We start from the raw sequence: 21,131 nt of genomic DNA on the forward strand, positions 1-21,131 counted from the left end.
TCGACCAACGAGGTTACTTTACGCTGTAAGGAGTCGCAACCGTGGTCGTCTACGCAGGTCAGGGCGACCCGCGCCGCTCCATCGAACTGTTGTGGCGGGCTTCGGTGGCGGAGCAGCGGCCCGGCCCCAAGCCCGGGCTGAGCGTCGACTCGATCGTCGACGCGGGCATCGCCGTCGCCGACGAGCAGGGCATGGCGTTCTCGATGCGCGCGGTGGGGGAGCGGCTCGGGCGCACGGCGATGGCGCTCTACACGTACGTGCCGGGCAAGAACGAGCTCATCGACCTGATGTACGACCGCGCGATGGCCGAGCTGCCCACCTCCTACCCGGTGGCCGACGGCTGGCGCCCGGCCGTCACGCGGTGGGCGGAGGACATGTGGGAGTTCTACGGCCGCCACCCGTGGGTGCTGCAGGTGTCGCAGGCCCGGCCGGTGCTCGGCCCGCACGAGTTCGCCGTGGTCGAGTCGCTGGCCGCGATCCTCGTGACCACCGGGCTGCCCGGCCGCCGGCTGCGCGGCATCGTCGGGGCCGTCAACCACTTCGTGCGCGGCGCCGCCCAGTCCGTCGCCGAGGCGCGGGCGGCCGGGAGCGCGACCGGCGAGGGCGACGAGGAGTGGTGGTACGCGCGGTCGGCCGTGCTGATGGAGGTCGAGCCGGAACTCGCGGAGAAGTTCCCGGTGCTGCACCTGCTGGAGAGCGACCGCGACCCCGTCGACCCCGAGCTGCCGTACCTGGAGAACGACGCCGTGGAGAACTTCCGCAGCGGGCTGGAGGTCCTCCTCGACGGCATCGAAGGCGCTGTAGCGAAACCGTGACACGGTGCGGACGCTCACCGCACATGGAGTCGATGAGATCGGGCGCATGGCGATCGTCAGAGTGCTTGTGGCCGTCGCGTGCGCGATGGTGCTGACCGCGCCGGCGACCGCGGCCACCGCCCGGCAGGACGAGTACCGCCCCGCGACCATGACGATGCGGTACGACGTGGAAGGCCTCACCGCCGCCGTGCACGCGCCGCGCACCCTTGTCGGCGTGCGGCCGCTGGTCTTCCTCCCGCGCGGGTCCGAGGTCCACGCGCTGGAGTTCGCGAGCCGGGGTTGCGTGGTGGTGCTGGTCGACGACCCGTTCGCGCTGGGCGGGCACCGCGGCCTCTGGCGCGCGCTCGGCACGGGAACGGGGCCGCTGGCGGAGCGGTTCGGCGGGTTCGCCGGCCACTTCTCCGCGGCAGAACCGTGACACAGCGCTCGGGACCCCGACAACCTGCCTCGCCCGGTGAGCGGGACCCGGTCGTCGGCCGGGGCCGTCCGGGCGCCGACGTCGTGACGCATCAACCGATCGGTTAACCCTCGAAGAGACTTTGGGGGGACGTGTCGCCCTCCCGTCACTGCCAGTCTGGGTCGCGGAAGGGGGAAATTCCATGCTCAGAACCACCGCGCTGCTCACCGCGGCGCTCGTAGTGCTGACCGCGTCACCCGCCACCGCGCACGCGAACGGCGACTGGTCCGGTTGGCAGAAGGACCTCAACGGGTCGCGGCACCAGGCCGCGGAATGGCGGATCAACGCGGGCAACGCCGGCAAGCTCAAGTTGAAGTGGGCGTTCGCGTATCCCCGGGGCGAGTACAACGCCGTCCGCAGCCAGCCCGCCGTCGTGGGCGACACGATCTACTTCGGCGGACCCGACGGGAAGTTCTACGCCCGCGACGCGCGCGACGGGCGCGCGAGGTGGGAATTCACGCTTCCGCCCGCCACGCGGTACGCGTTCAACTCCGACGGCCCGACGGTGGCCGACGGCAAGGTGTTCTTCGGGGACAGCGCGAGCCGGTTCTTCGCGCTCGACCAGCGCACCGGCCGCCTGAAGTGGCAGGTGCAGCTGGACGACGGCATCGCCTCGGTGACCACCAGCTCACCGATCGTCCACAACGGACTCGTGTACGTGGGCACGTCCAGCAGCGAGAACATGCTGCCGAACACGCACGACTGCTGCACGTTCCGGGGCCACATCGACGCTTACGACATCGACACCGGAGCCCTGGTCTGGCGCCACTACACGGTGCCGGAACCGATCCAGGTCGGCACCTGGCCCAACGGCGCCAAGCGGTTCGAGCCGTCGGGCGTCGGCGTCTGGAGCTCGCCGGTGATCGACCGCAGGACCGGCACGCTCTACGTCGGCACGGGCCAGAACTACACCGGCAAGGGCGGTGAGTTCGACTCGCTGCTCGCGCTCGACGCCCGCACCGGCGCGGTGAGGTGGACCAACCAGGTCATCGACGCCGACACCTGGCGCAACGCCTGCAACCTGCCCGACGCCGAGGGCTACTGCCCGGGGCTCAAGGACGGCACCAACCTCGACTACGACATCGGTGCCACGCCGAACCTGTTCACCGTCGACGGCCGCCGGCTCGTCGGCGTCGGCCAGAAGTCCGGGGTGTACCACGTGTTCGACGCCTCGACGGGCCAGGTCGTGTGGCGCCGCCAGCTCGGCGTGCCGCTGCCCAGCGGCGGCATCTCGGGCATCCAGTGGGGCTCGAGCTACGACGGCAAGCGGCTCTACATCGCGACCTACTACGCCGAGCCCGGCACGCTGTTCGCCGTGGACCCCGCCACCGGCCAGGTGCTGTGGGAGGCCCCGGCACCCGCCGACGGCTGCTCCACGGGCGGCGCGGCCGGACAGCCCGGCTGCTACCGGGCGCACGGCCTGCCGGTGTCGAGCTCACCCGGGGTGGTGTGGCTCGGCGCGCTCGACGGCAAGCTCCGCGCGTACGACTCGAAGACCGGGCAGGTCGTCTGGGCGCACGACACCGTCCAGGACGTCCGCGGTGTCAACGGGCTGACCGGGCGCGGCGGCGTGCTCGCCGGACCCGGTGCGGGAGCGGTGGTCTCGGACGGCATGGTCTACGTGCAGTCCGGCTACAACTCCGGCTTCGAGAACCCGCACGGGCACGTGCTACTAGCCTTCGGCCTGTAGCCGCAGGAGCTTCGCGCGCACCAGGTCGGCCGGGAGGCCGGCCTGGCTGCGCAGGTCGATCGCCCTGCGCCACGCCCGGCGTGCCTGCCCGGCGTCTCCGGCGGCCGCGTGGGCGTCGCCGAGCCGGTCGCAGGCGGCGGCTTCGAGCGGCAGGTCGCCGCCACGCCGGAACAGCGCGCAGGACCGCGCGTAGGCCTCGGCGGCCTTGCCGTGCTCGCCCAGGCCGAGGTACGCGGTGCCGAGGTTGTCCCAGGTCTCGCCCTCGCCGATGACGTGCTCCATCGCCTGCCACATCGGCATCACGCGCTCGGCGTACTCGACGGCCCTGCGGTGGGCGCCGATCTTGATGTGGCCCCACGCCAGCCCGGTGAGCGCGTTGGCCTGGCCGTAGAGGTCGCCGCACTCCTCGTACAGCGCGAGCCCGCGCCGCGTGTGCTCGATCGCCTCGGTGATCCGGTCGTCCGGGCAGAGCATCGCGATGTTCAGCAACGCCGCCGCCTGACCCGCCGGGTTGCCCTCGTAGACGTCGAACGCCCGCCGCAGCGCCGCCGCCGCCTCGTCGAGCCGGTCGAGGCGCCCGAACGCGCGACCGAGGTTGATCAGGGTGCGGCCCAGGCCGTCGGTGTCGTCGAGCCGTTCCAGCGCGGCGACGGCGAGCTGCTGCGAGGTCAGCAGGTCCCGGTGGTGCCACTGCCGGTCGAGGACGTCCGCGAGCGCCCAGCCGATCAGCCACGTCTGCTCCGGCGTGCCGTGCGCCATCGCCGCCATCAGCGTCGGGTGCTCCGTCACCAGCCACGCCAGGGCCTCCTCGCGGGAGCCGAACGTCGTCACCACGACGCCCTCGGCCGGTCGCGGGGTGTCCGGGCGGTGGCGGGTCGGGGTGAACGCGACGCCGGCCTCGACGCCCGTCAGCGCGAGGTGGTCGAGCAACCGGTGCAGCGCCTCGTCCCGCTCGCCCTCCAGCGCCAGTTCGGCGGCGTAGTCGCGCAGCAGGTCGTGGCAGGTGAACCGGCCGGGGTCCGGCTCGTCGAGCAGGTTGGCCGTGGCCAGTTCGCCCAGCAGGGACCCGGTCCGCGCGACGGGCAGCCCGGCGAGCGACGCGGCGCCGGCGAGACCGATGTCGGAGCCCGGCATGAGCCCCAGCAGCCGGAACAACCGCAGCGCGTCGGCGCTCAACGCCTTGCAGGAGTGGGAGAACACCGACCGCAGGTCCGCGGTGACGTCATCGTCGTCGGCGAAGGCGTCCAGGTCGGCCAGCTCATCGGCCAGTGCCGCGAGCGGGAACTCCGGTTGCGTCGCGGCCCGCGCCCCGGCGACCGCGAGGGCGAGCGGCAGGCGGGCGCAGCGGCGGACCACCGTGTCGACCGCGTCCGGCTCGGCCCGCGCGCGGTCGTGGCCGATGCGGGCGGCCAGCAGCTCGCGGGCGTCGTCGGGCGGCAGCAGCCCGAGCGGCAACGTCTTGGCGTGCGCGGGTTTCAGCTCGGTGCGGCTGGTGATCACCACGTGCGAGTGCGGCGTGCGCGGCAGCAGCGGTTCGACCTGGGCGGCGTCGGTGGCGTTGTCCAGCAGCATCAGCACCCGCTTGTCCGCGAGCGCGTCCCGCAGCAGCGCCGACTGCCCGGCGAGGTCGTGCGGCACCTTGGCCCGCGGCACGTCGAGCGCCGCCAGGAACCGCAGCAGCGCGTCGCCGGGGCTCACCGCCGCCCCGCTCGGCCCGAAGCCGTGCAGGTTGACGTAGAGCTGCCCGTCGGGGAACCGCTCCGCCGCCCGGTGCGCCCAGTGCACGGCGAGCGAGGTCTTGCCGACGCCGCCGGTACCGGTGATCACCACGACGCCGTTCGGGGCCTGGTCGAGCTCCGCGAGCTCGACGGCCCTGCCGGTGAACGGCTTGGGCGCGGCGGGCAGCTGGCGCGGGGCCGAGGCGGCCTGCAGGCGCCGGTGCAGGGCGGTGAGGTGCCGTGACGGCTCGGCGCCGAGCTCCGCGGCCAGCCGGGCGCGCACGACCTCGAAGTGCCGCAACGCCTCCGCCGCGCGACCGCTGCCGTGCAACGCCTCGATCAGCTGCGCGGCGATCCGTTCGTCGAGCGGGCGTCCGGCGGCGAGGGCCCGCAGCTCCGGCACGAGAGCCGCGTGCTCGCCCCGGACCAGCCGGGCGTCGGCGTGGTCGAGGCGGGCCGCGAGCAGCTCGTCGGAGAAGCCGGCCCGGAGCTGCCGCGCCCACGGCGTGTCCACAGTGGACAGCAGCTCGGCGTCGGCGAGCCGCACCGCGTCCGCCGTCCTGCCCGACCGCACCAGGTGCCGGAACAGGTGCAGGTCGACCTCCAGCGGTTCGACGCGCAGCACGTACCCGGCGCCGTCGCGTTCGACCAGGCCCGGCAGCGTCTGCCGCAGCCGGGTCAGCCACGTCCGCATCATCGCGCGGGCACGGGGTGGTGGCTCCTCGCCCAGGACCCGCTCGACCAGGTCGTCGGCGGAGACCACCCGGCCCGCGTCGACCAGCAGGACCCCGAGCAGTGCGCCCAAGCGGGTCGGACCGAACTCGGTCGTGGTGCCGCCCACCCGCGCGGAGACGCCGCCGAAGACCGTGAAGCGCACGGTGATCACCGTAGTCGCTTCCGCTCGCCCGCTCACAAGAGAAACGCCTCTCGCAGTTCGCGGACCATCAGCTCAGGCACCTCCAGCGCGGCGAAGTGCCCGCCCCGCGGCATCTCCGCCCACCGCGCGATGGTGTGGTTGCGTTCGGCCATCCGCCGGATCGGCACCCCCACGTCGTGCGGGAACACCGCGACCGACGTCGGCGTCGTCGAGTGCGGTTCCAGCTCGCCCCACGTCTCGTCCCCCTCCTGGTAGTAGCGCGCCGACGAGCCGGCGGTCCTCGTGAACCAGAAGATCGAGGCGTTCGTCAGCAGCGCGTCGAGGGGTACCCCGATCTCCGGGTCGCTCCACGTCCGGAACGCCCACTCGATCCACTCGAGCTGGGCCACCGGCGAGTCCGTGAGCGCGTAGGCCACCGACTGCGGTCGTGTGCTCTGCATCGACACGTACCCGAACTGCTCGAACTCGTACCTGAGGGCCTTCTCCGCGGACAGCCGCTCGGCCTCGGCCTCCATGTCGGCCGTCTCGGCCGTGACGCCCGCGGAGAAGATCTGGTTGACGTGGATCGCGCGCACCTCGTCCCGCATCCCGAGCCGGCGGGTCAGCACGGCGCCGAAGTCGTAGCCGTGGGCGACGTACCGGTCGTAACCCAGGCGGCGCATGAGTTCCGCGACCACGTCCGCGACGCGCGGGACCGTCCAGCCGAGCTCCCTCGTCGGCCCCGAGAACCCGAAGCCCGGCACCGACGGGACCACGAGGTGGAAGTCGCGGCTCAGCGGCTCGATCATCGCCTCGAACGCGAAGCAGGTCGTCGGCCAGCCGTGGGTGAGCAGCAGCGGTTCGGCGTCCTGCCTGGCGCTGCGGACGTGGAGGAAGTGCAGCGGGACGCCGTCGATCTCGGTGACGAACTGCGGGATCTCGTTGAGCCGGCGCTCCTGCTCCCGCCAGTCGAAGCTCCGCCACCGCCGGACGAGCTCCCGCAGGTGCTCCTGCGGGGTGCCCTGGGCCCAGCCCGCGCCGGCGACGGGGTCGGGCCAGCGGGTCTGGTCGAGGCGGCGGTGCAGGTCGTCGACGTCGGACTGGGGGATGGCGATCTCGAACGGCTTCATGCTCGTGACGTTATGAGGGCTGTAGGACAGATATGGTCCTACAATGTCCTCGGCCCGTTTGCTCAAGTTGCTCGGCCTGCTGCAGTCGCGCCGTGAGTGGTCCGGTGCGGAACTTGCCGAACGGCTGGGGGTCACCACTCGCACTGTGCGGCGTGACGTCGAGAAACTGCGCGTGCTCGACTACCCGGTGCACGCGTCGATGGGCACGTCCGGCGGTGGGTACCGCCTCGGCTCGGGCGCGCAGCTGCCGCCGTTGCTGCTGGACGACGACGAGGCGGTGGCCGTGGCGGTCGGGCTGCGCACCGCGAGCGGCATCGAGAACATCGGCGAGACGGCCGTGCGGGCGTTGCTGAAGGTCGAGCAGGTGCTGCCCTCGGCGTTGCGGCACCGGGTGGCGGCGCTGGAGATCGCGACCGTGCCGCACACCGGCTCCGGGCCCGTGGTCGAGTCCGGGCTGCTCACGCTCGTGGGCACGGCCTGCCGCGACCGGCAGCGGCTCCGGTTCGGCTACGTCGGGCACTCGGGCGAGGAGTCGCTGCGCGAGGTCGAGCCGCACCGGCTCGTGACGTGGGGCAGGCGGTGGTACCTGGTCGCCTGGGACGTGCTCCGGGACGACTGGCGGACTTTTCGGCTCGATCGGATGAACGTGCGCATGCCGTTCGGTGCCCGGTTCACGCCCCGTGAGATCCCCGGTGGTGACGCGGGGGCGTTCGTGGCGGCCCGTGTCGCCGACCGGTGGCCCGTGCAGGGCGTCGTGCGACTCGGTGTGCCCGCCTCGCAGGCGGTGGAGTGGCGCAGCTACGGCGAGGTTTCGGCTGTGGACGAAACCTCGTGCCACGTGCGCGTCGGCGGCGAGACGATGGACGACGTGGTGTTCATGCTCGCGAGCATCACGGTCGAGTTCCAGGTCGTCTCCCCGCCGGAACTCTCCGCCGCACTGCTGCGGGCAGCGGACAGGTTCCGCCGGGCGGCGAAGTTCTAGAGGAATTCTCAGGGTCCTGCCAGCAGACTCCCAGCAGTGCACGGCTTAGTGGAGGTCAGGGAGGTCCGCCATGCTGATCGATCGCACCATGCCGCTGGGCACCATGCCATCGGGCACCGCGCCATCGGGCACCGCGCCATCGGGCACCGCACTCACCGTGACCCACGCGACGGACCGCGGTCCGCGCACGCACAACGCCGACGCCTTCGCCCTCGGCCGCCGCACGTTCGTCGTGGCTGACGGGGTGGGCGACTCGGCCGCGGCCGCCGAGGCCGCGTGGGCCGCCGCCCGTGCCGCCGCCCTGCCTGCCGACCCGGTCGCCGCGATCCTCGCCGCCCGCGACGCGCTGCAGGTCCACACCGGGGACGCGGTGGTCGTGGTCGCCGCGGCCCGCCCCGGCGGGGGCTTCGACGTGGCCTGGGCCGGCGACGCCCGCGCGTACGCGTCCGACGGCGAGGACCTCGTGCAGCTCACCACGGACCACACGGTCGCCGAGTACTTCCGCGAGCGCGGTATCGAGGCAGAACGCCGCATGGAGCACGTCGTCACGAACACCGTCCGCCGCGCCACTCCCGAGAACATCGGCCGTGCGTTCACCCGCGCGCCGCGGCTCGTGTTGGTGTCGGACGGCGTCTACGGACCGTTGGGGCACAACGGCATGGAGGCCATCATGTCCGGCAACGCGTCGGCGGAACGTCTGGTGCGCGCGGCCCTGTACGCACAGGGCACCGACAACGCGACGGCGCTCGTCATCAGCTGACCTTCTTGCCGCGCCTCTTCTTGCTCGCCTCGACACTGCGCTGCAACGCGTCCATGAGGTCCACGATCCCGGTCGCCTCGGCCGGCTCGTCCTCGACCTTGATCTTGCTGCCCTTCTGCTTGGCCTTGATCAGCTCGGTGACGCGCTCGGTGTAGGTGTCGCGGAAGTCCTCGGGACGCCAGTCGTCGGCCATCGACTCCACCAGCGACACCGCCATGTCGAGCTCCTTGCCGCGCGGCGCCCGGCCCTCCGGCACGACGTCCAGCACGTCCTTCGGCTTGCGGATCTCGTCGGCGAAGAACAGCGTGTGCACGGCGAGGATGCCCTTGTCCTCAGTGAGCGCGGTGAGGTACTGCTTGCCACGCATGACGAACATGGCGATGCCCGCGCGGTTCGTCTTCTTCATCGCCTGCGCGAGGAGGAGGTACGGGCGGGAGAACTCGGGTTTCGTCGGGCCCAGCCAGTAGGTCTTCTGGAAGTGGACCGGGTCGATCTCGTCGATGTCGACGAACGCCTCGATGTCCAGGGTCCGGCTGCGGCCCGGGGCGATCTCGTCCAGTTCCTCGGGTTCCACCACGACGAACTCGCCGTTGTCCACCTCGTGGCCCTTGACGATCTTGTCGTACGGGACTTCCCGGCCTGTGCGCTCGTTGACCCGCTTGTAGCGGATGCGGTCGGAGGTGCCGCGTTGGAACTGGTTGAAGTGCACGGTGTGGTCCTCGGTGGCGCTGTACAGCTCCACCGGGATGGTGACCAGTCCAAAGCTGATGGACCCGCTCCAGATCGCTCGTGCCATTGGAGCGACATACCCCGGACCTGGTGGGGTAAACATTTGCCGGCGGGTGGCTGGCGCCTGGGCTGGCGGAGGACTCGTCTCGCACCCGAAGGCAAGCCGCAGCCGTCGTCGTGGTTGCGTCATCACCGCTGCTCACAGCCAGACGGCTCGATCGGATCGGCTTCGCTGTGGCGCACGGGTGCGGCCTTGTCCGGTGAGCGCGCGGCCTGGTTGTTACGGTCGCGGCGTGAGAGTCGTTGTGCTGTCGGACACCCACGCGCCCCGGTTCTGGAAGCGGTGCCCACCTGCCGTGGCGCAGCACCTGCGGTCGGCTGAGCTGATCCTGCACGGCGGGGACGTCTGCGTTGCGCCGGTGCTGGAGGAGTTGGAGCAGTACGCGCCGGTGGTCGCCGTGTGCGGCAACAACGACGGGCCCGACGTGGTGGCCTGGGGCGCGCCCGAGACCGTCGAGGGTGAGATCGGGGGGCTGCCGTTCGCGATGGTCCACGACAGCGGGCAGAAGGCCGGGCGGATGGCGCGGATGCGGCGCAGGTTCCCCGGGGCGCGGCTGGTCGTGTTCGGACACTCGCACATCCCGTGGGACGAGGAGGAGGACGGCGTGCGGGTGTTCAACCCCGGGTCGCCGACCGACAAGCGCCGTCAGCCGCAGGGGACGCTCGGGCTGCTCGACGTCGAGGACGGGGTGCTGCTCGACGCGCGGATCGTGCCCGTCACCTGAGCCCAGACGGCGAGGATCGGGCCCAGCACCTCGTACACGGCCGGGTCGAAGCCCATGCCGGTGTGCGTGCTGCACACCTCGACGCAGTCCGCGCACGGGTCTTGGCACAGCTGCCACGGCACGACGCTGTCCCTGCGTGAGAAGATCGAGATCGCGGGCACCCGAAGGGGCTCGGTGAGGTCCTTGATGTGCTCGTCGAAGCACGGGCCGCTCAGGCAGTCGTCGTTCAGCAGACCGGGGACGCCCGCCGAGGCCAGACGGGTCAGGAAGCGGGCGACGCGCATGACGCTGGGATGCGCGCCCGTCGGGTCCAGGACCGGGCTGGCCATCATCACCAGTCCGCGGACGAGGTCGGGCCGCCGGGCGGCGACCAGGCGCGCGAGGCCGCCGCCGCGGCTCTGGCCGAGCAGCACCACCGGACGACCGGTGCGCTCGGCGTGCTCTTCGGTGCTGTGCAGGAGTTTCGCCAGCAGGTCGGCGGTGCAGCCCACGGTCAGGCCGACGCCCGCGTTCGCCGGTGCGTAGCCGCGGGCGCGCAGCCACGAGGCGGCCGGCAGCAGGCTCGTGGTGCCTGCCCCGAAGCCGGGGACGAGCACCACGCCCAGGCCGCCGCCCTGGTCGGGATCGGCCTCGCGCCACACGGGGTGCCGCATCAGCCGCGGCACGTCCCAGAGTGAACGAAGGACGCTTTCCCGTACAGCGGAACGCAATCCGTCGAACATGCCTCTGGTTTGCCGGGCGATCGACGACTAAACACGCGGCACCGGGACGAAACCGGTCTCCGCCCGTTCGAAGGCGGCGCCGTGCGGTTCGTCGAACAAGGACTCCAGTTCGCCGTCGAGCCGGAGCAGTTCGCGCAACGGCATGAGCACGGCGTTGCGCGAGTCGTCCGCGTACTCCTGCGACTCGTCGCCCGCGAACACCCGCCAGCCGCTGTCCTGCTCGCGCTCGGCGTGCTCGCGGTACAGCCACCGCACCGGTTCGCCGTCCTGTGCCACCCGTGCCGAGACGATCGCCATCTTCGCGAGGTCGCCGAACCAGAGCCGTTCGAACCGGCGCTGCCGCACGACGATCTCCGGCGCGCCGAGCTCCACCCTCACCCGCAGCAGCGTGCCGTCCGCGGCGAGGTCGCGGTACACGGGGAACGCCCCGTCGCCCCAGGTGGTGAACCAGCCGGTCATCGGCGCGCCGCCCACCTCGACCGTGCCCGACCCGGCCGGGCTGGACCGCATCCGGCGCAGCACCTGGAAGTGGTCGTCGTGCGGGCGGAGGTCGAAGGCGAACGTCAGACCGCCGTCCCGGAGCGCCTCGAGCTCCTCGTGGCGGGCCCGCACCTCCTCGGAGGACAGGTCGGTCCAGCGGCGCTCGTCGTCCGCTGTGGACGGTGCCACCGGGACGCGGGCCGCCACCTCGTCGGCGTCACGGCCCCAGAACGCGAGGTCGAAGAGCCCGTCGGCCGGGTCGTCGGTGCGCCAGGCCGTCAACGCCGTGGCGTCGGCGAAGAGCAGGCGGGCCTCGTCGACCAGCACGTAGCCGCACTCGACCGACTCGGCCACGACGCCGTCCGCGCACCCCACCCACACCGAGCGCCACCTGCCCCGGTCCGGGCCGTCCGGGTCCATCCGCTCGCCCAGCACCCGCAGCGGTCCTCCCGGCACGCCGCGCACCGCCACCGCCCACGCGCCGTGGAACGGCACCTCGGCACTGGGCTCGTCGTCGAGCAGGGCCCGCACGCGGGCCAGGTGCGGCATGCGCTCCACCCGGCGGACCGACGCGTCGACCCCGGTGCGGGCCACGGCCGAGGTCAAGAGCTCGCCGTCGGCGGGCAGGTCGAAGCCGTAGCGGCCCTTGACCGCCGCCAGGTTCACCGCCCGCGCGGCCTCGGCGGCCTGGGGACCGACGATCTCGAAGTCCGCGGCGGCGTTCGCCCGCTCGACGACGTGCTGCGGCGCGTGGCCCTCCCGCACCAGCGGCGGCCGGTCACCCGACCAGGTCCTGAGCAGCCCGAAGTCGATCAGCAGCAGGTCGCCCGACGGGAAGGACGCGGTCCCCAGCAGTTCCGGCATGCCGTCATCGTCGCACCGAGACGCTCCTCAGCGACGCGTGCCCCGGCCGCCACCCGGTCGAGATGGCCACGTACCGGGCGGTCCCACCGGTCCCGTAGGACCTGCCGTCGAGGCTGCGGGTGACGGTGTGCGGCGGAGGCGTGCCGTCCGTCCACTTCAGACTCACGCCGCCGATCGGCTGTGCGGAACCGAGATCGACGACCATGCGGCCGTCACGGCCGGGCTGCCACGCCGTGTCCTGCTCGCCGTCGACCGCGTTGGCCGGATCGCTCATCCCCGGCGGCAGCACGGAGTGGGGGAACGTGACGCGGCCGAGCGCGAGGTCGTCGAACGGGAAGGGCTTCGCCTGCGGGACGGTCACCGTGCGCTCGGAGGGGCCGAGGACGACCGGCAGCCGGAACCCGTCCCGGTGGGTCAGCGTGAACCTCGCCGGGCCACCGCTGAACGTGACGCGCCTGCCGTCGTGCACTACGGCCGTGATGCCGGGCGGCATGTCCTGCGCGGTGAACCACGGGGCCTCGACCCTCGCCGTGGCGGCGGGCAGGGTGAGGGCGTAGTCCGTGCCCGTCCGCGTGGTGGTCTGGGTGCCCCGGTACAGCCGCGAGCCGGGCAGGCGGACGGTTCCGGTGACGTCCGCGTCCGAGAGGTTGAACAGGCTGAGGAACCCGTCGGCGGTGCTCGCCCGGACGTTCGCGGGGCACACCGGGGCGGGCTCCGCCGCGATCGCGCGGAGGTCGGCCTCCACGTACCCCTCGACGAGCCCGGACGGCACGGTGATCGAGTCGCCCTGGACCGTGATCGGGTCGGCCGAGCGCGCCACGAACCCCGCCCTGCCGTCCACGTCCAGCCAGCCGGTGGTGCTGAGGTCGGGCCTCGGGTACTCGGCCACCGTCGTCCACGTGGCACCGTCCGGGGACGTCTGGACGCGGTAGGCGACCGCGGCCGCCGTCTCCCACCGCAGGCGCACCCGCTGCACGGTCGTGGCGGTGCCGAGGTCGACGGAGATCCAGCTGTCGGCGCGGCCGCGGTCGGCACGGGCGACGGCCCAGCGCGTGCCCGGATCGCCGTCCGTCGCCTTGGAGGGCTCGTAACCGGGATCCGCGGACGACGCCGTCGCCGTGCCCCTCGCCTGGTCCACCTCGAACTCGAAGAGGGAGTAGCCGTAGGTGGCGTGGGGCGTCACGCCGAGCATCCGGACGTGGCGTGCCGTCGTCGCGGGGAACGACAGCTCGTCGACGCGGAACCCTTCACGTGCCTTCACCGTCACGCGGCCGGCGGCACCGGTGTACGTCCGCGAGCCGGTGAGTCCGGGCATCCCGGTCATGGCGAGGTTGTGCACGTCCACGCGGCCGGGCCGGGGCAGTGCGCACACGATCGTGCCGGTCTGGAGCGTGGCGGTGCCGGCGAACCCGCCGGCGAACCGCAGCAGGCTCGCCGTGGCGTCGAAACCGTCGCGCACACGTTGGTAGGCAACGGTGTTGCGCCCCGTCACGGTCTCCCGGGGAAGCAACATCGGGGTGGAACCGCTGATCTTGAACAGCCAGTCGTCGTGCGCGGGCTGCCAGGCGAGCTTCGTGAACCCGGGCTTCGTCACCGTGCCCGCCCACGCGGCCGCCGACTGGTGGGTCAGCAGACCGGGGTCGGAACCGTGGTCGATCGTGATCGACGCGCGGGCGAAGAAGTCCTTCTCGGACACGGGTTCCGCGGGCGGCCGCAGTTCGTGCAGCAGGTAGCTGATGGCGAGTTCGGCACGTGCCTCCGGTTCGTACTTCGCCTCACCGGAGAACTTCGCGAGCCGGTGGACCTGCGGGTGGGCCTGGTAGGCGAGCAGCCTCGACGCGAGCGCGGCTTCGGCGCGGGCGGCCATCGGGTCGGCCAGCACCGTGGAGCGGAAGGCGAGCGGGATGACGTCGCGGCCGTAGAGGTGCTCCCGGTCGTCGACCATCGGCATCAACGGCTCGCCGGCGTCGCTCATCGTGGCGAGGATGGTGCGCCACAACAGCTCCCCGTTCGGCTGCTTCGTCAGCACCTCGGGCAGCGGCCTGCCCGCCAGCAGGAAGTGCACGGCGTTGCGGCCGGAGGTGCGCCAGAGCTCCTCCTGGTAGTGCGGCCCGAACGAGCCGTGGTTCTCGACGACGAACGTGTCGTGCAGGTTCGTGGCGGTGTTGGCCGAGACCGCCACACCGTCCACTGTGGAGGCGTTCGCGAGGTCGGCGGCGGGCAGCCCCGCCTCGTTGCGGCTCCACCGGCCGAACGCCTCCCGCCAGCCCGGGCCGTCGCCGTGCCAGGCCAGTCCGGGCGCGAGGGCCTGGGCGTAGACGCCCATCTCCTCCAGCTTGGTGTCGCCGCGGTGGCCGCCGATGAGACCGTTGGGCGTCCAGCTGCCCGAGCGCGGGTCGTCGCCCGTGCCGAGCGACGTCGTGTAGTCGGCCTGGCCGCGTGCGATGGCCTCGACGTTCGCCCGGCTCGCCGCGTCGAGCTCAGGCCACAGCAGCCGCGCCGCGAGCACGAAGTAGGACTGGAAGGTGGTGTCCCAGAACAGGGTCTTGCCCCACTCCGCGCCACCGGCGAGCACGTTGCCCGCCGCGAAGTGCTTGATCGTGGCGAGGGTGTGCTCGCGCAGCACTGCCTTCTCGACGCCCGCGAGCGCGGCGTCGTAGGTGCCCCGCGTCAGCAGCACGGCGTTGCCGAGCACGACGGCGAACCCGAAATCCGTGCGCCGGTAGCGCTTCGCCGTGCTGTCGTACTGGGTCTGCGCCCACCTCGTGTGCCTGAGCAGCACCTCGTGGTAGATGTCCTTGACCTGCGCGCCTTGCGCGAGCGCGATGCCCGGTGTCAGCGTCAGCAGTCCCGAGGCGGCCAGGAACGTTCTGCGGTTGATCAGCATGTCAGGGCGGCCTCCACCCAGTCGGCGTGGTCGAAGTTGCGGCCGTCGCCGCCGTCGGTGACGCGCAGGCCGAGCATCCGCACGCCGGTGACGTCGACGTCGACCGGCAGCGCGGCACCCTTCCCGCGCACGACCCCGCTGTCGTACAGCAGCTTTCCGTCGTCACCCGTGAGCTGGAAGACGACCGAACCCGGTTCGGCGGTCTCGTCGTCGAGGCCGATCCCCGCCGTGAACCGCTCGCAGGCACGGCCCAGGTAGACCGAGACCTCGGACGGCGCGTGCACTCCGACGCCCTTGGCGTAGGTGACCCCGCCGACGGACAACGGGCCGCCGTCGCCGCCGGAGTTCTCGCCGTTGGACCTGTCGCGTTCGACCGGGCCCCAGCCGTTGGTCTCGCTCGTGAACGGCAGGTCGCTGACCTGGGCGCTGTTCTCGGGTGGCGGCGGCGGGACGAACGCCTTGACGACCTGCTCGACGTGGACGTCCCCGAATGTGGCGACGACCGGCAGGTCGACCGCACCGGTCAGCGTGCCGGCCCGCAGCTGCCACCGGCCGCTGATCGACTCACCCGGTGCCATCCGGCCGCGCCGCACGACCGGGCCGGTGACGGACCACCCCTCGGGCGCGGTGGCGGTCAGCCGGACGTCGCGGATCTCCCGGTCGCCGTTGGTGAACGTGCCCGACACCTCGATCGACGAGCCGGGCGGGGTGTCGGTGGTGCCGGTGGGGGAGACGGTGAGCGTGGTCTTCGGGACCTGGCGGATCGGCTGGTCGCACGTCCGCAGTCCGGGCCGGTGGCGGCAGAGGACCGCCGCGAAGCCGCCGTGGCGCCGCGCCGGGACGGACAGGGTGTCGCCGCCGCGCAGGACCTGCGTGTCGCGGACGACGTCGGCCCTGGTGGCGGGGTCGCGGACGGTCTCGACGAGCCACTGGCCGCCGCCGAGGAAGCCGAGCGGTGCCTGCAGGGTGCGGTCCTCGGCGGTGATGCCGCCGACGAACCACCGGTCGCCGTGGCGGCGGGCGACGACGGCGTGCGTGTCGGGGTCGCCGTCGAGCAGGTGGGTCTCGTCCCAGGCGGTCGGGAGCTGGTTGAGGTAGCGCAACGCCTGCGGGTGCCGTTCGTAGGCCTCGGGCTTGTCCGCGAAGTGCGTCCAGCCCGACTCGTAGACGACCGGCAGCGCGACCTCGTGCGCGATCGACGCCTCCTTCGTGCCGACCTCCAGCGACACGGGCGTGTAGTCCATGGAGCCGGCGACGTTGCGGGTGAAGAACTGCACGGGGTTGTTGGCGGCGGGTGGATAGTTCTCGGCGCCGCGCACGGCCTCCATCGTGAGCACGTGCGGCCAGGTGCGGGCGAGGCCGTGCGGGATGGTGGAGCCGTGGAAGTTGACCATCAGCTTCAGGTCGGCCGTCTTCTGCAGCACCGCGTCGTACCAGCGGTAGCGCTCCTGCGAGTCGGACTCCATGAAGTCGAGCTTCACGCCCTTGGCGCCCCACTGCTTGATCCTGGGCAGCACGGTGTCGCGTTCCTGCGGCGTGTCGAGGTCGCTCCAGCGCAGCCACAGCAGGATCTCGACGCCCTGGGCGCGGGCGTGGCGGATCAGCTCCGGCACCCACGCGGAGCTCCAGCCCTCGTCGACCAGCGCGTACTCCCAGCCGTTGCGGGCGGCGAAGTCGACGTACTGCTTCTGCCGCGCGAAGTCGCTCGGGCTGGAATGCTCGCTCAGCCACGACCAAGCGACCTTGCCGGGCTTGATCCACGTCTGGTCGGCGAGCTTCGACGGGGTGGCGAGGTCGTCGACGAGCGTGGAGGTGCTGACGGTCTTCAGGTCGCCGACGATCGCGGTGCGCCACGGCGTCGTGCCGGTCGAGTCGACGCGGTCGTCGGCGAGCACGACCTGGAAGCCGTCGCCCTGCTTGCGCAGCCTGCTGCCCGCGTACCTGCCGTCCACATCGGACTCGGTGAGCAGCGCGAAGTCCTGGCCGTTCCGGAACAGCGACGGGTAGCCGAAGTCGCCGGTGGCCTCGCCGACCGTGGTGCGCACGCGGTTGGCCTCGTACCAGGCGTTGTAGGGCAGCAGCCACGCCTGCGACCCGGCCGGCAGCGAGAAGCTCGACGCCTCCCCGGTGACGGTCGCGGCGGCCGGCAGCACGTAGCGGTAGGCGACGCCGTCCGGTGCGGCGCGGACGACGAGGTCGAAACCGCCGGAGGCGGTGCGGAAACCGAGGCGCGTCTCGGTCATCCTGGTGGCGCGCTGCGCCCGCTTGCCGTGCGGCATCGCGTAGCGCTCGATGACAACGCGGTCAGTCCGGCCGGTGAACGCCAGCCCGGAGGTGAGGTCGGCTGTGGTCGTCGTGAGTCCGACGCGGGCGGGCTGGAGCACCGTTCGGCCCTGCCTGCGCACGGCCAGTGTCAGATTTCCGCTGTTCAGAGTTACTTCTGCGGTGACCTGGCCCGGTCCGGTGACGGTCCAGGCGGTCGGTGCGGCGTGAGCGGGAACGGCGGGCAACAGCAGGGCGAGCACGAGGACGAGCAGTCGTGACATCGTTGTCAGCTCCCAGGGTGAGACCGCTCTCATGGTGTGGCGGTCCCGCTTTCCCGGTCAAGGGGCTGATGATTATCAGTCCTGGAGCGGACAGGGTTTTCACAGCACGACGATCTCGATCTCCTTGCCGAGCTTCGCGCCGTCGAGCAGATCGAGGTCGTCGCCGCTCCAGAAGCGGCCCGGGTCGTACCAGTTGGGCGTGCGCCGGGGCAGCAGCCCCATCTCCTCGTAGGTCACGGCCACGATCTCCGCGCAGAACGCGCTCTCGATGCTCGCGTCGTTCCCGGGCCGCGACGGGACCCGCCCGCGCAGCCAGCGCGACGCGAGCCTGGCGGTTGACGGGAACGGCGTGCCGTCCAGGCGCGCGACCGTCCGCAGCGCCGCGTCCTCCATCTCCCGCGTCACCTCGTGGTCGAGCTGCCGCAGCCACGCCCGCTGCCCGTACTTGTCGTGCCACGTCACCACGGCGTCGCGCAGGTCGTGCAGCTGCGCCCCGCGCTGGTGCGTGCCGCTCCACATGTCCTTGAGCGACTTGCCGAGCTCCGCGTGCCACATCAACGGCGGCAGGTCGTCCAGCACGATCGCCATGCCGACGTGGTTCACCGGGCTGTTCGTCATCGCCTGGATCGCGCGGTCAGCCGCACTGCGCCCGCGGAACACCCACACGTCCCCGGTGCGGGTCATCTCCACGGCTTGGTCCAGTGTTGTCGCCATGGCCCAGTAGCCTAGGCACATGAAGCTCTGGAAGGTGATCGGTCTGGCCGCGTTCGCGGGTGTCGCGGCGAGCGGCGTGGTCGCGGCCCGCAACCAGCGCCGCCGCGCCGCCTACACCCCGGAGCAGATCAGGGAGCGCCTGCACCAGCGGCTGGCCGAGGCGAACCGCCCGGAATGAGCCGGTGGGCCACAAAGGACGCCACGGCCAGGAGCACGGCCGCCACCAGTGAGAGTCCCGCGCCGCCTCGGTGAAGCTGCCGGCGAGGTCCCGAGCACGGTGATGCCCAGTGCCGCACCGAGTTCGCAGGCGGTCTCCGACACCGCGGGTACGGCGGACAGTGGTTCGCCCACTACGACGCGACGGTGGAGAACCTGCTCGAACCGCAGGACGTGCCGGGCCGGTGGACCCGCGCGCACATCAGGGTGACCTTCGCCGTACGGCGACCTCTGGTCGCACCCGTCCGTCGTGACGGCGTTGCTCGGCGTCCCGGAACTGCGGCGGCGGCCCGCCGACGCCCGCAAATCGATTCAGAAGCCCTGCCCCCGCACCGCGCGGACCTCATTTCCCGTGCACTCGAAGGGGTGATTTCGGCTGATCTTCCGCAGGGCGGTCAGGAGATGGACGAAGAACGCGAACATGCCCGTGACCTGCTGCTCAAGCTCACGGAACGAACAGGGCCGCTCGTCTGAGTTTGTCCGCTGAACGTTGTCAACCCCGGAAACCCTGACACCGGACAACGATTTCTGCGTACCGTCGGAAGTGGTTGCACTCCGGGGGGAAGCAAATGCCGATCGTGCTGTCCGAAACGGTGCCGAAGGGCCGCGGTCTGACGATTCTGTTCGAGTTGGAAGACCTGGCGCGCACCAGGTTCGCGCCTGCCCCGCTGCCGATGTACGAGCTCGTCTTCACGGTCCACGGCGGTGACTGGGACCGCCTGCTGCTGCCGAGGATCCGCCCGCTGGTCGAACTGGTCAGGCCCGGCCGGTTCATCCCCGACTTCCTGGGCTCCGCGCGTCCCGACTTCGACGAGGCCGTGCGGCAGGTGCTCGACGCGCCCTGCGCGAGGGTGCGCGACCAGGTCGCGAGCGTGGGCACGACCTCGCCGTGGCTCAGATCGCTCGCGTCCGGCACCCAGACGTCCCGCCGCGACCTGTGCTCGGCGCTGACCACCGGTTTCCGCGACCTGCTCGGGCCGCACTGGTCGCAGACGCGCCAGGCGTTCGACGCCGAGGTGCGCCTGAGGTCGTCGCAGGCGGTGTCGCGCGGACTCGGAGACCTGCTCGGCCACCTGCACCCGTCGATCTCGTGGACCTCACCCGCCCTGCACGTCGAGCTCGGCTGGGACACCGAGATCTCCCTGCACGGCACCGGAATGCTGATCGTGCCGGTGCTGAACGGGCTGACCCGCCCGGCGGTGTCGATGTTCGCCGAACCCCAGCCGCTGCTCTTCTACCCGGTCACCGCACCGCAGCCGAGCGGCGCCAGCCTCGAACCGGCCCTCGGCCGCACCCGCACCCTCGTGCTGCGGGCGCTCACGTCCGAACGCACCACCACCGAACTGGCGAGGCACGTGGGCATCAGCCTGCCCACGGCGTCGCAACACGCCACCGCCCTGCGCACCGCCGGCTTCGTCTCGACCCACCGCAACGGCAGGTCGGTCCGCCACCGCCTGACCCGGCGCGGCTGGGAACTGCTGAACTGACCAGGGAGGCCAGCATGACCGCGATGCCGCGGTACCGCACCGACCCGAGCCCGCCCGCACTGGCCGCCCGCCTGCGCGCCCTGCGCACCGCCGGGGTTCCCGTGGCCTGCCGCGTCTACGGGGGCCTGTCCGCTCCCGTCGCGTCCTCGGCCCTGCACGCCCGGATCACCCACGCCCAGGCCCGCGCGTTCGTCGCGGGGGAGTCGGCGGCGGTCCCGCGCTTCGAACCGCCGCCGTCCGCCCAGCAGCGCCTGCTGACGGCCGCGAGCTGGGGCCGGCTCGACGGCGCCGGCCCCGACATGACGACGTTCCCGGTGGACCTCGCGTCCGAACTGTGGTGGCGCGTGCACGAACGCGCCCGCGGCCCGCTGCGCGTCCCCGAGCGGCGCCTGGCCTGCGACCTGTTGCTGCGCCTGGGTTATCCGCAGCAGGCGGCGACCGTGATCGGCCTGGCGGTGATCGACCCGCGCAAGCACGTGCTCTCGCCCGGCCTCGCGGTGGAGGAGCTCGCCGTCCTGCGCTGCCACCTGCCGTCCTCCGCCGTCGAGGCGATGGCCCTGCGCGGCGCACGGTCCGGCCTGCCCGCCGAGGTGCGCCGCGACCTGGCCCTGTTCGTGGTGTTCCGCAACGCCGCCCGCGGTGCCGACTCCACCTCGATGCGGGCCGCCGCCGCGCTGGCGACGAAGGCCTCGTCCGAACTGCCGCAGAACGGCTTCGCGGCCGCCCTGCAGCGCGCCCGGCTGCACCGGGCGATCGCCGCGGTTCCGTTCGTGCGGCGCGACATCAGCGAGACGCACCGGCTGCTCGGGCGCGCCCTGGAGTCGCTGCACACGACCACGCCGGGTTCCGCCGAGGTCGACGGGCTGGCGTGGGCGGACGAGGCTTACGCCCTGCACTGCTTCCTCGTGCGGACCCACCTCGCCGTGGGTCTCGGCCGGCGCGCGATCGATTACGCGGCCGAACTCGCCGAGCTCAGCCCCGGGGACGACCGGACGTGGGCGTTGCAGGGCGACGCCTTCGCCGCGTGCGGCCAGTTCGAGGCGGCCCTGGAGGCCTACGGCCAGGGCGTCGCGCTGGGCGGCTGGGGTGCCGCCCGAGCCGCCTACCTGCGCGGTTTCGTGCTCGAACGCCTCGGCCGGGTGGCCGAGGCCGCCGAGGACTACGTGCTGTCGCAGCGCATCGACCCGACCTCGTCCGTCGTGCCCGGACCGGAGGTCCCGGCGGACGCCGGCCGTGATCGGCGGTCCCGGGGACGGGCCGACCTCGTGGGCGTCCGCCGGAGGTGAGGTGCGG

Annotated in this window: 18 protein-coding genes; 10 read left to right on the forward strand and 8 right to left on the reverse strand. The window is 72.3% G+C overall.

Features of this window, described 5'->3' with window-relative positions; all coding sequences use genetic code 11:
- Positions 1-41: 41 nt before the first annotated feature.
- The 3 genes from BLQ91_RS18715 to BLQ91_RS18725 all read left to right on the forward strand — a co-directional run bounded on the left by BLQ91_RS18715 (position 42) and on the right by BLQ91_RS18725 (position 2,962).
- Positions 42-815, forward strand: a complete 774-nt coding sequence (locus tag BLQ91_RS18715; RefSeq protein WP_090098141.1) for a TetR/AcrR family transcriptional regulator — start codon at positions 42-44, stop codon at positions 813-815.
- A 46-nt stretch (positions 816-861) separates the two neighbouring features.
- Positions 862-1,233, forward strand: coding sequence for a hypothetical protein (locus BLQ91_RS18720; RefSeq protein ID WP_090098142.1), 372 nt, complete (start codon positions 862-864; stop codon positions 1,231-1,233).
- Between the two features lie 181 nt (positions 1,234-1,414).
- Positions 1,415-2,962, forward strand: coding sequence for an outer membrane protein assembly factor BamB family protein (locus tag BLQ91_RS18725; RefSeq protein ID WP_090098143.1), 1,548 nt, complete (start codon positions 1,415-1,417; stop codon positions 2,960-2,962).
- On the opposite strand, the gene BLQ91_RS18730 is transcribed toward BLQ91_RS18725, so the two are convergent.
- Both BLQ91_RS18730 and BLQ91_RS18735 read right to left on the reverse strand, forming a co-directional pair.
- The gene (locus BLQ91_RS18730) at positions 2,945-5,557 is read right to left on the reverse strand and encodes an AfsR/SARP family transcriptional regulator (RefSeq protein ID WP_143022706.1); all 2,613 of its coding nucleotides are present in this window, start codon (positions 5,555-5,557) and stop codon (positions 2,945-2,947) included. The genes BLQ91_RS18725 and BLQ91_RS18730 overlap by 18 nt on opposite strands.
- A gap of 32 nt (positions 5,558-5,589) precedes the next feature.
- The gene (locus tag BLQ91_RS18735) at positions 5,590-6,666 is read right to left on the reverse strand and encodes an epoxide hydrolase family protein (RefSeq protein WP_090098145.1); all 1,077 of its coding nucleotides are present in this window, start codon (positions 6,664-6,666) and stop codon (positions 5,590-5,592) included.
- A 43-nt stretch (positions 6,667-6,709) separates the two neighbouring features.
- On the opposite strand from BLQ91_RS18735, the gene BLQ91_RS18740 reads away from it, so the two are divergent.
- Positions 6,710-7,648, forward strand: coding sequence for a helix-turn-helix transcriptional regulator (locus BLQ91_RS18740; protein WP_090098146.1), 939 nt, complete (start codon positions 6,710-6,712; stop codon positions 7,646-7,648).
- 70 nt (positions 7,649-7,718) lie between these two features.
- On the forward strand, positions 7,719-8,408 hold the full coding sequence (locus tag BLQ91_RS18745; RefSeq protein WP_245733615.1) for a PP2C family protein-serine/threonine phosphatase: 690 nt from the start codon (positions 7,719-7,721) through the stop codon (positions 8,406-8,408).
- On the opposite strand, the gene ku is transcribed toward BLQ91_RS18745, so the two are convergent.
- Positions 8,401-9,204, reverse strand: coding sequence for a non-homologous end joining protein Ku (gene ku, locus BLQ91_RS18750; RefSeq protein ID WP_090098147.1), 804 nt, complete (start codon positions 9,202-9,204; stop codon positions 8,401-8,403). The two genes, BLQ91_RS18745 and ku, sit on opposite strands and share 8 nt — an antisense overlap.
- A gap of 226 nt (positions 9,205-9,430) precedes the next feature.
- On the opposite strand from ku, the gene BLQ91_RS18755 reads away from it, so the two are divergent.
- A complete protein-coding gene (locus tag BLQ91_RS18755) occupies positions 9,431-9,922 on the forward strand; it encodes a metallophosphoesterase family protein (protein ID WP_090098148.1) in 492 nt (163 codons plus the stop codon).
- Here the strand turns inward: BLQ91_RS18755 and BLQ91_RS18760 are convergent.
- From BLQ91_RS18760 to BLQ91_RS18780, 5 genes are all read right to left on the reverse strand, one after another.
- Entirely contained in the window at positions 9,844-10,587 is a 744-nt protein-coding gene (locus BLQ91_RS18760) for an esterase/lipase family protein (RefSeq protein ID WP_342670651.1), read from the reverse strand. The genes BLQ91_RS18755 and BLQ91_RS18760 overlap by 79 nt on opposite strands.
- Before the next feature lie 84 nt (positions 10,588-10,671).
- Positions 10,672-11,988: a DUF2185 domain-containing protein gene (locus tag BLQ91_RS18765; protein ID WP_090098150.1), complete on the reverse strand. Its 1,317-nt coding sequence runs from the start codon at positions 11,986-11,988 to the stop codon at positions 10,672-10,674.
- 4 nt (positions 11,989-11,992) lie between these two features.
- Positions 11,993-14,875 (reverse strand): discoidin domain-containing protein, encoded by a 2,883-nt coding sequence (locus BLQ91_RS18770; RefSeq protein WP_090098151.1) that lies wholly within the window; start codon positions 14,873-14,875, stop codon positions 11,993-11,995.
- Complete coding sequence (locus tag BLQ91_RS18775; protein WP_090098152.1) at positions 14,869-17,421, reverse strand: NPCBM/NEW2 domain-containing protein; 2,553 nt, start codon at positions 17,419-17,421, stop codon at positions 14,869-14,871. The genes BLQ91_RS18770 and BLQ91_RS18775 overlap by 7 nt, the downstream gene beginning before the upstream one ends.
- A gap of 99 nt (positions 17,422-17,520) precedes the next feature.
- A complete protein-coding gene (locus tag BLQ91_RS18780; RefSeq protein WP_090098153.1) occupies positions 17,521-18,135 on the reverse strand; it encodes a hypothetical protein in 615 nt (204 codons plus the stop codon).
- 19 nt (positions 18,136-18,154) lie between these two features.
- On the opposite strand from BLQ91_RS18780, the gene BLQ91_RS41395 reads away from it, so the two are divergent.
- From BLQ91_RS41395 to BLQ91_RS18790, 4 genes are all read left to right on the forward strand, one after another.
- Positions 18,155-18,313: a hypothetical protein gene (locus BLQ91_RS41395; protein WP_176959810.1), complete on the forward strand. Its 159-nt coding sequence runs from the start codon at positions 18,155-18,157 to the stop codon at positions 18,311-18,313.
- 185 nt (positions 18,314-18,498) lie between these two features.
- Positions 18,499-18,825, forward strand: a complete 327-nt coding sequence (locus tag BLQ91_RS40350) for a hypothetical protein (RefSeq protein ID WP_143022707.1) — start codon at positions 18,499-18,501, stop codon at positions 18,823-18,825.
- Between the two features lie 95 nt (positions 18,826-18,920).
- Positions 18,921-19,838 (forward strand): ArsR/SmtB family transcription factor, encoded by a 918-nt coding sequence (locus BLQ91_RS18785; protein WP_090098154.1) that lies wholly within the window; start codon positions 18,921-18,923, stop codon positions 19,836-19,838.
- Positions 19,839-19,852: 14 nt separating this feature from the next.
- Positions 19,853-21,124, forward strand: coding sequence for a tetratricopeptide repeat protein (locus BLQ91_RS18790; protein WP_090098155.1), 1,272 nt, complete (start codon positions 19,853-19,855; stop codon positions 21,122-21,124).
- Positions 21,125-21,131 lie beyond the last annotated feature (7 nt).

The organism is Lentzea jiangxiensis (assembly GCF_900104175.1).
GTDB classification, from domain to species: Bacteria; Actinomycetota; Actinomycetes; order Mycobacteriales; family Pseudonocardiaceae; genus Lentzea; species Lentzea jiangxiensis.

Excerpts from the sequence above, each read along its gene's own strand:
- BLQ91_RS18745 (WP_245733615.1), top strand. The coding sequence starts at position 7,719 with ATGCTGATCGATCGCACCATGCCGCTGGGCACCATGCCATCGGGCACC.
- BLQ91_RS18740 (WP_090098146.1), top strand. The coding sequence starts at position 6,710 with ATGTCCTCGGCCCGTTTGCTCAAGTTGCTCGGCCTGCTGCAGTCGCGC.
- BLQ91_RS18735 (WP_090098145.1), bottom strand. The coding sequence starts at position 6,666 with ATGAAGCCGTTCGAGATCGCCATCCCCCAGTCCGACGTCGACGACCTG.
- BLQ91_RS41395 (WP_176959810.1), top strand. The coding sequence starts at position 18,155 with ATGAAGCTCTGGAAGGTGATCGGTCTGGCCGCGTTCGCGGGTGTCGCG.
- BLQ91_RS18770 (WP_090098151.1), bottom strand. The coding sequence starts at position 14,875 with ATGCTGATCAACCGCAGAACGTTCCTGGCCGCCTCGGGACTGCTGACG.
- BLQ91_RS18765 (WP_090098150.1), bottom strand. The coding sequence starts at position 11,988 with ATGCCGGAACTGCTGGGGACCGCGTCCTTCCCGTCGGGCGACCTGCTG.
- BLQ91_RS18780 (WP_090098153.1), bottom strand. The coding sequence starts at position 18,135 with ATGGCGACAACACTGGACCAAGCCGTGGAGATGACCCGCACCGGGGAC.
- BLQ91_RS18775 (WP_090098152.1), bottom strand. The coding sequence starts at position 17,421 with ATGTCACGACTGCTCGTCCTCGTGCTCGCCCTGCTGTTGCCCGCCGTT.
- ku (WP_090098147.1), bottom strand. The coding sequence starts at position 9,204 with ATGGCACGAGCGATCTGGAGCGGGTCCATCAGCTTTGGACTGGTCACC.
- BLQ91_RS18785 (WP_090098154.1), top strand. The coding sequence starts at position 18,921 with ATGCCGATCGTGCTGTCCGAAACGGTGCCGAAGGGCCGCGGTCTGACG.
- BLQ91_RS18790 (WP_090098155.1), top strand. The coding sequence starts at position 19,853 with ATGACCGCGATGCCGCGGTACCGCACCGACCCGAGCCCGCCCGCACTG.
- BLQ91_RS18720 (WP_090098142.1), top strand. The coding sequence starts at position 862 with ATGGCGATCGTCAGAGTGCTTGTGGCCGTCGCGTGCGCGATGGTGCTG.
- BLQ91_RS18725 (WP_090098143.1), top strand. The coding sequence starts at position 1,415 with ATGCTCAGAACCACCGCGCTGCTCACCGCGGCGCTCGTAGTGCTGACC.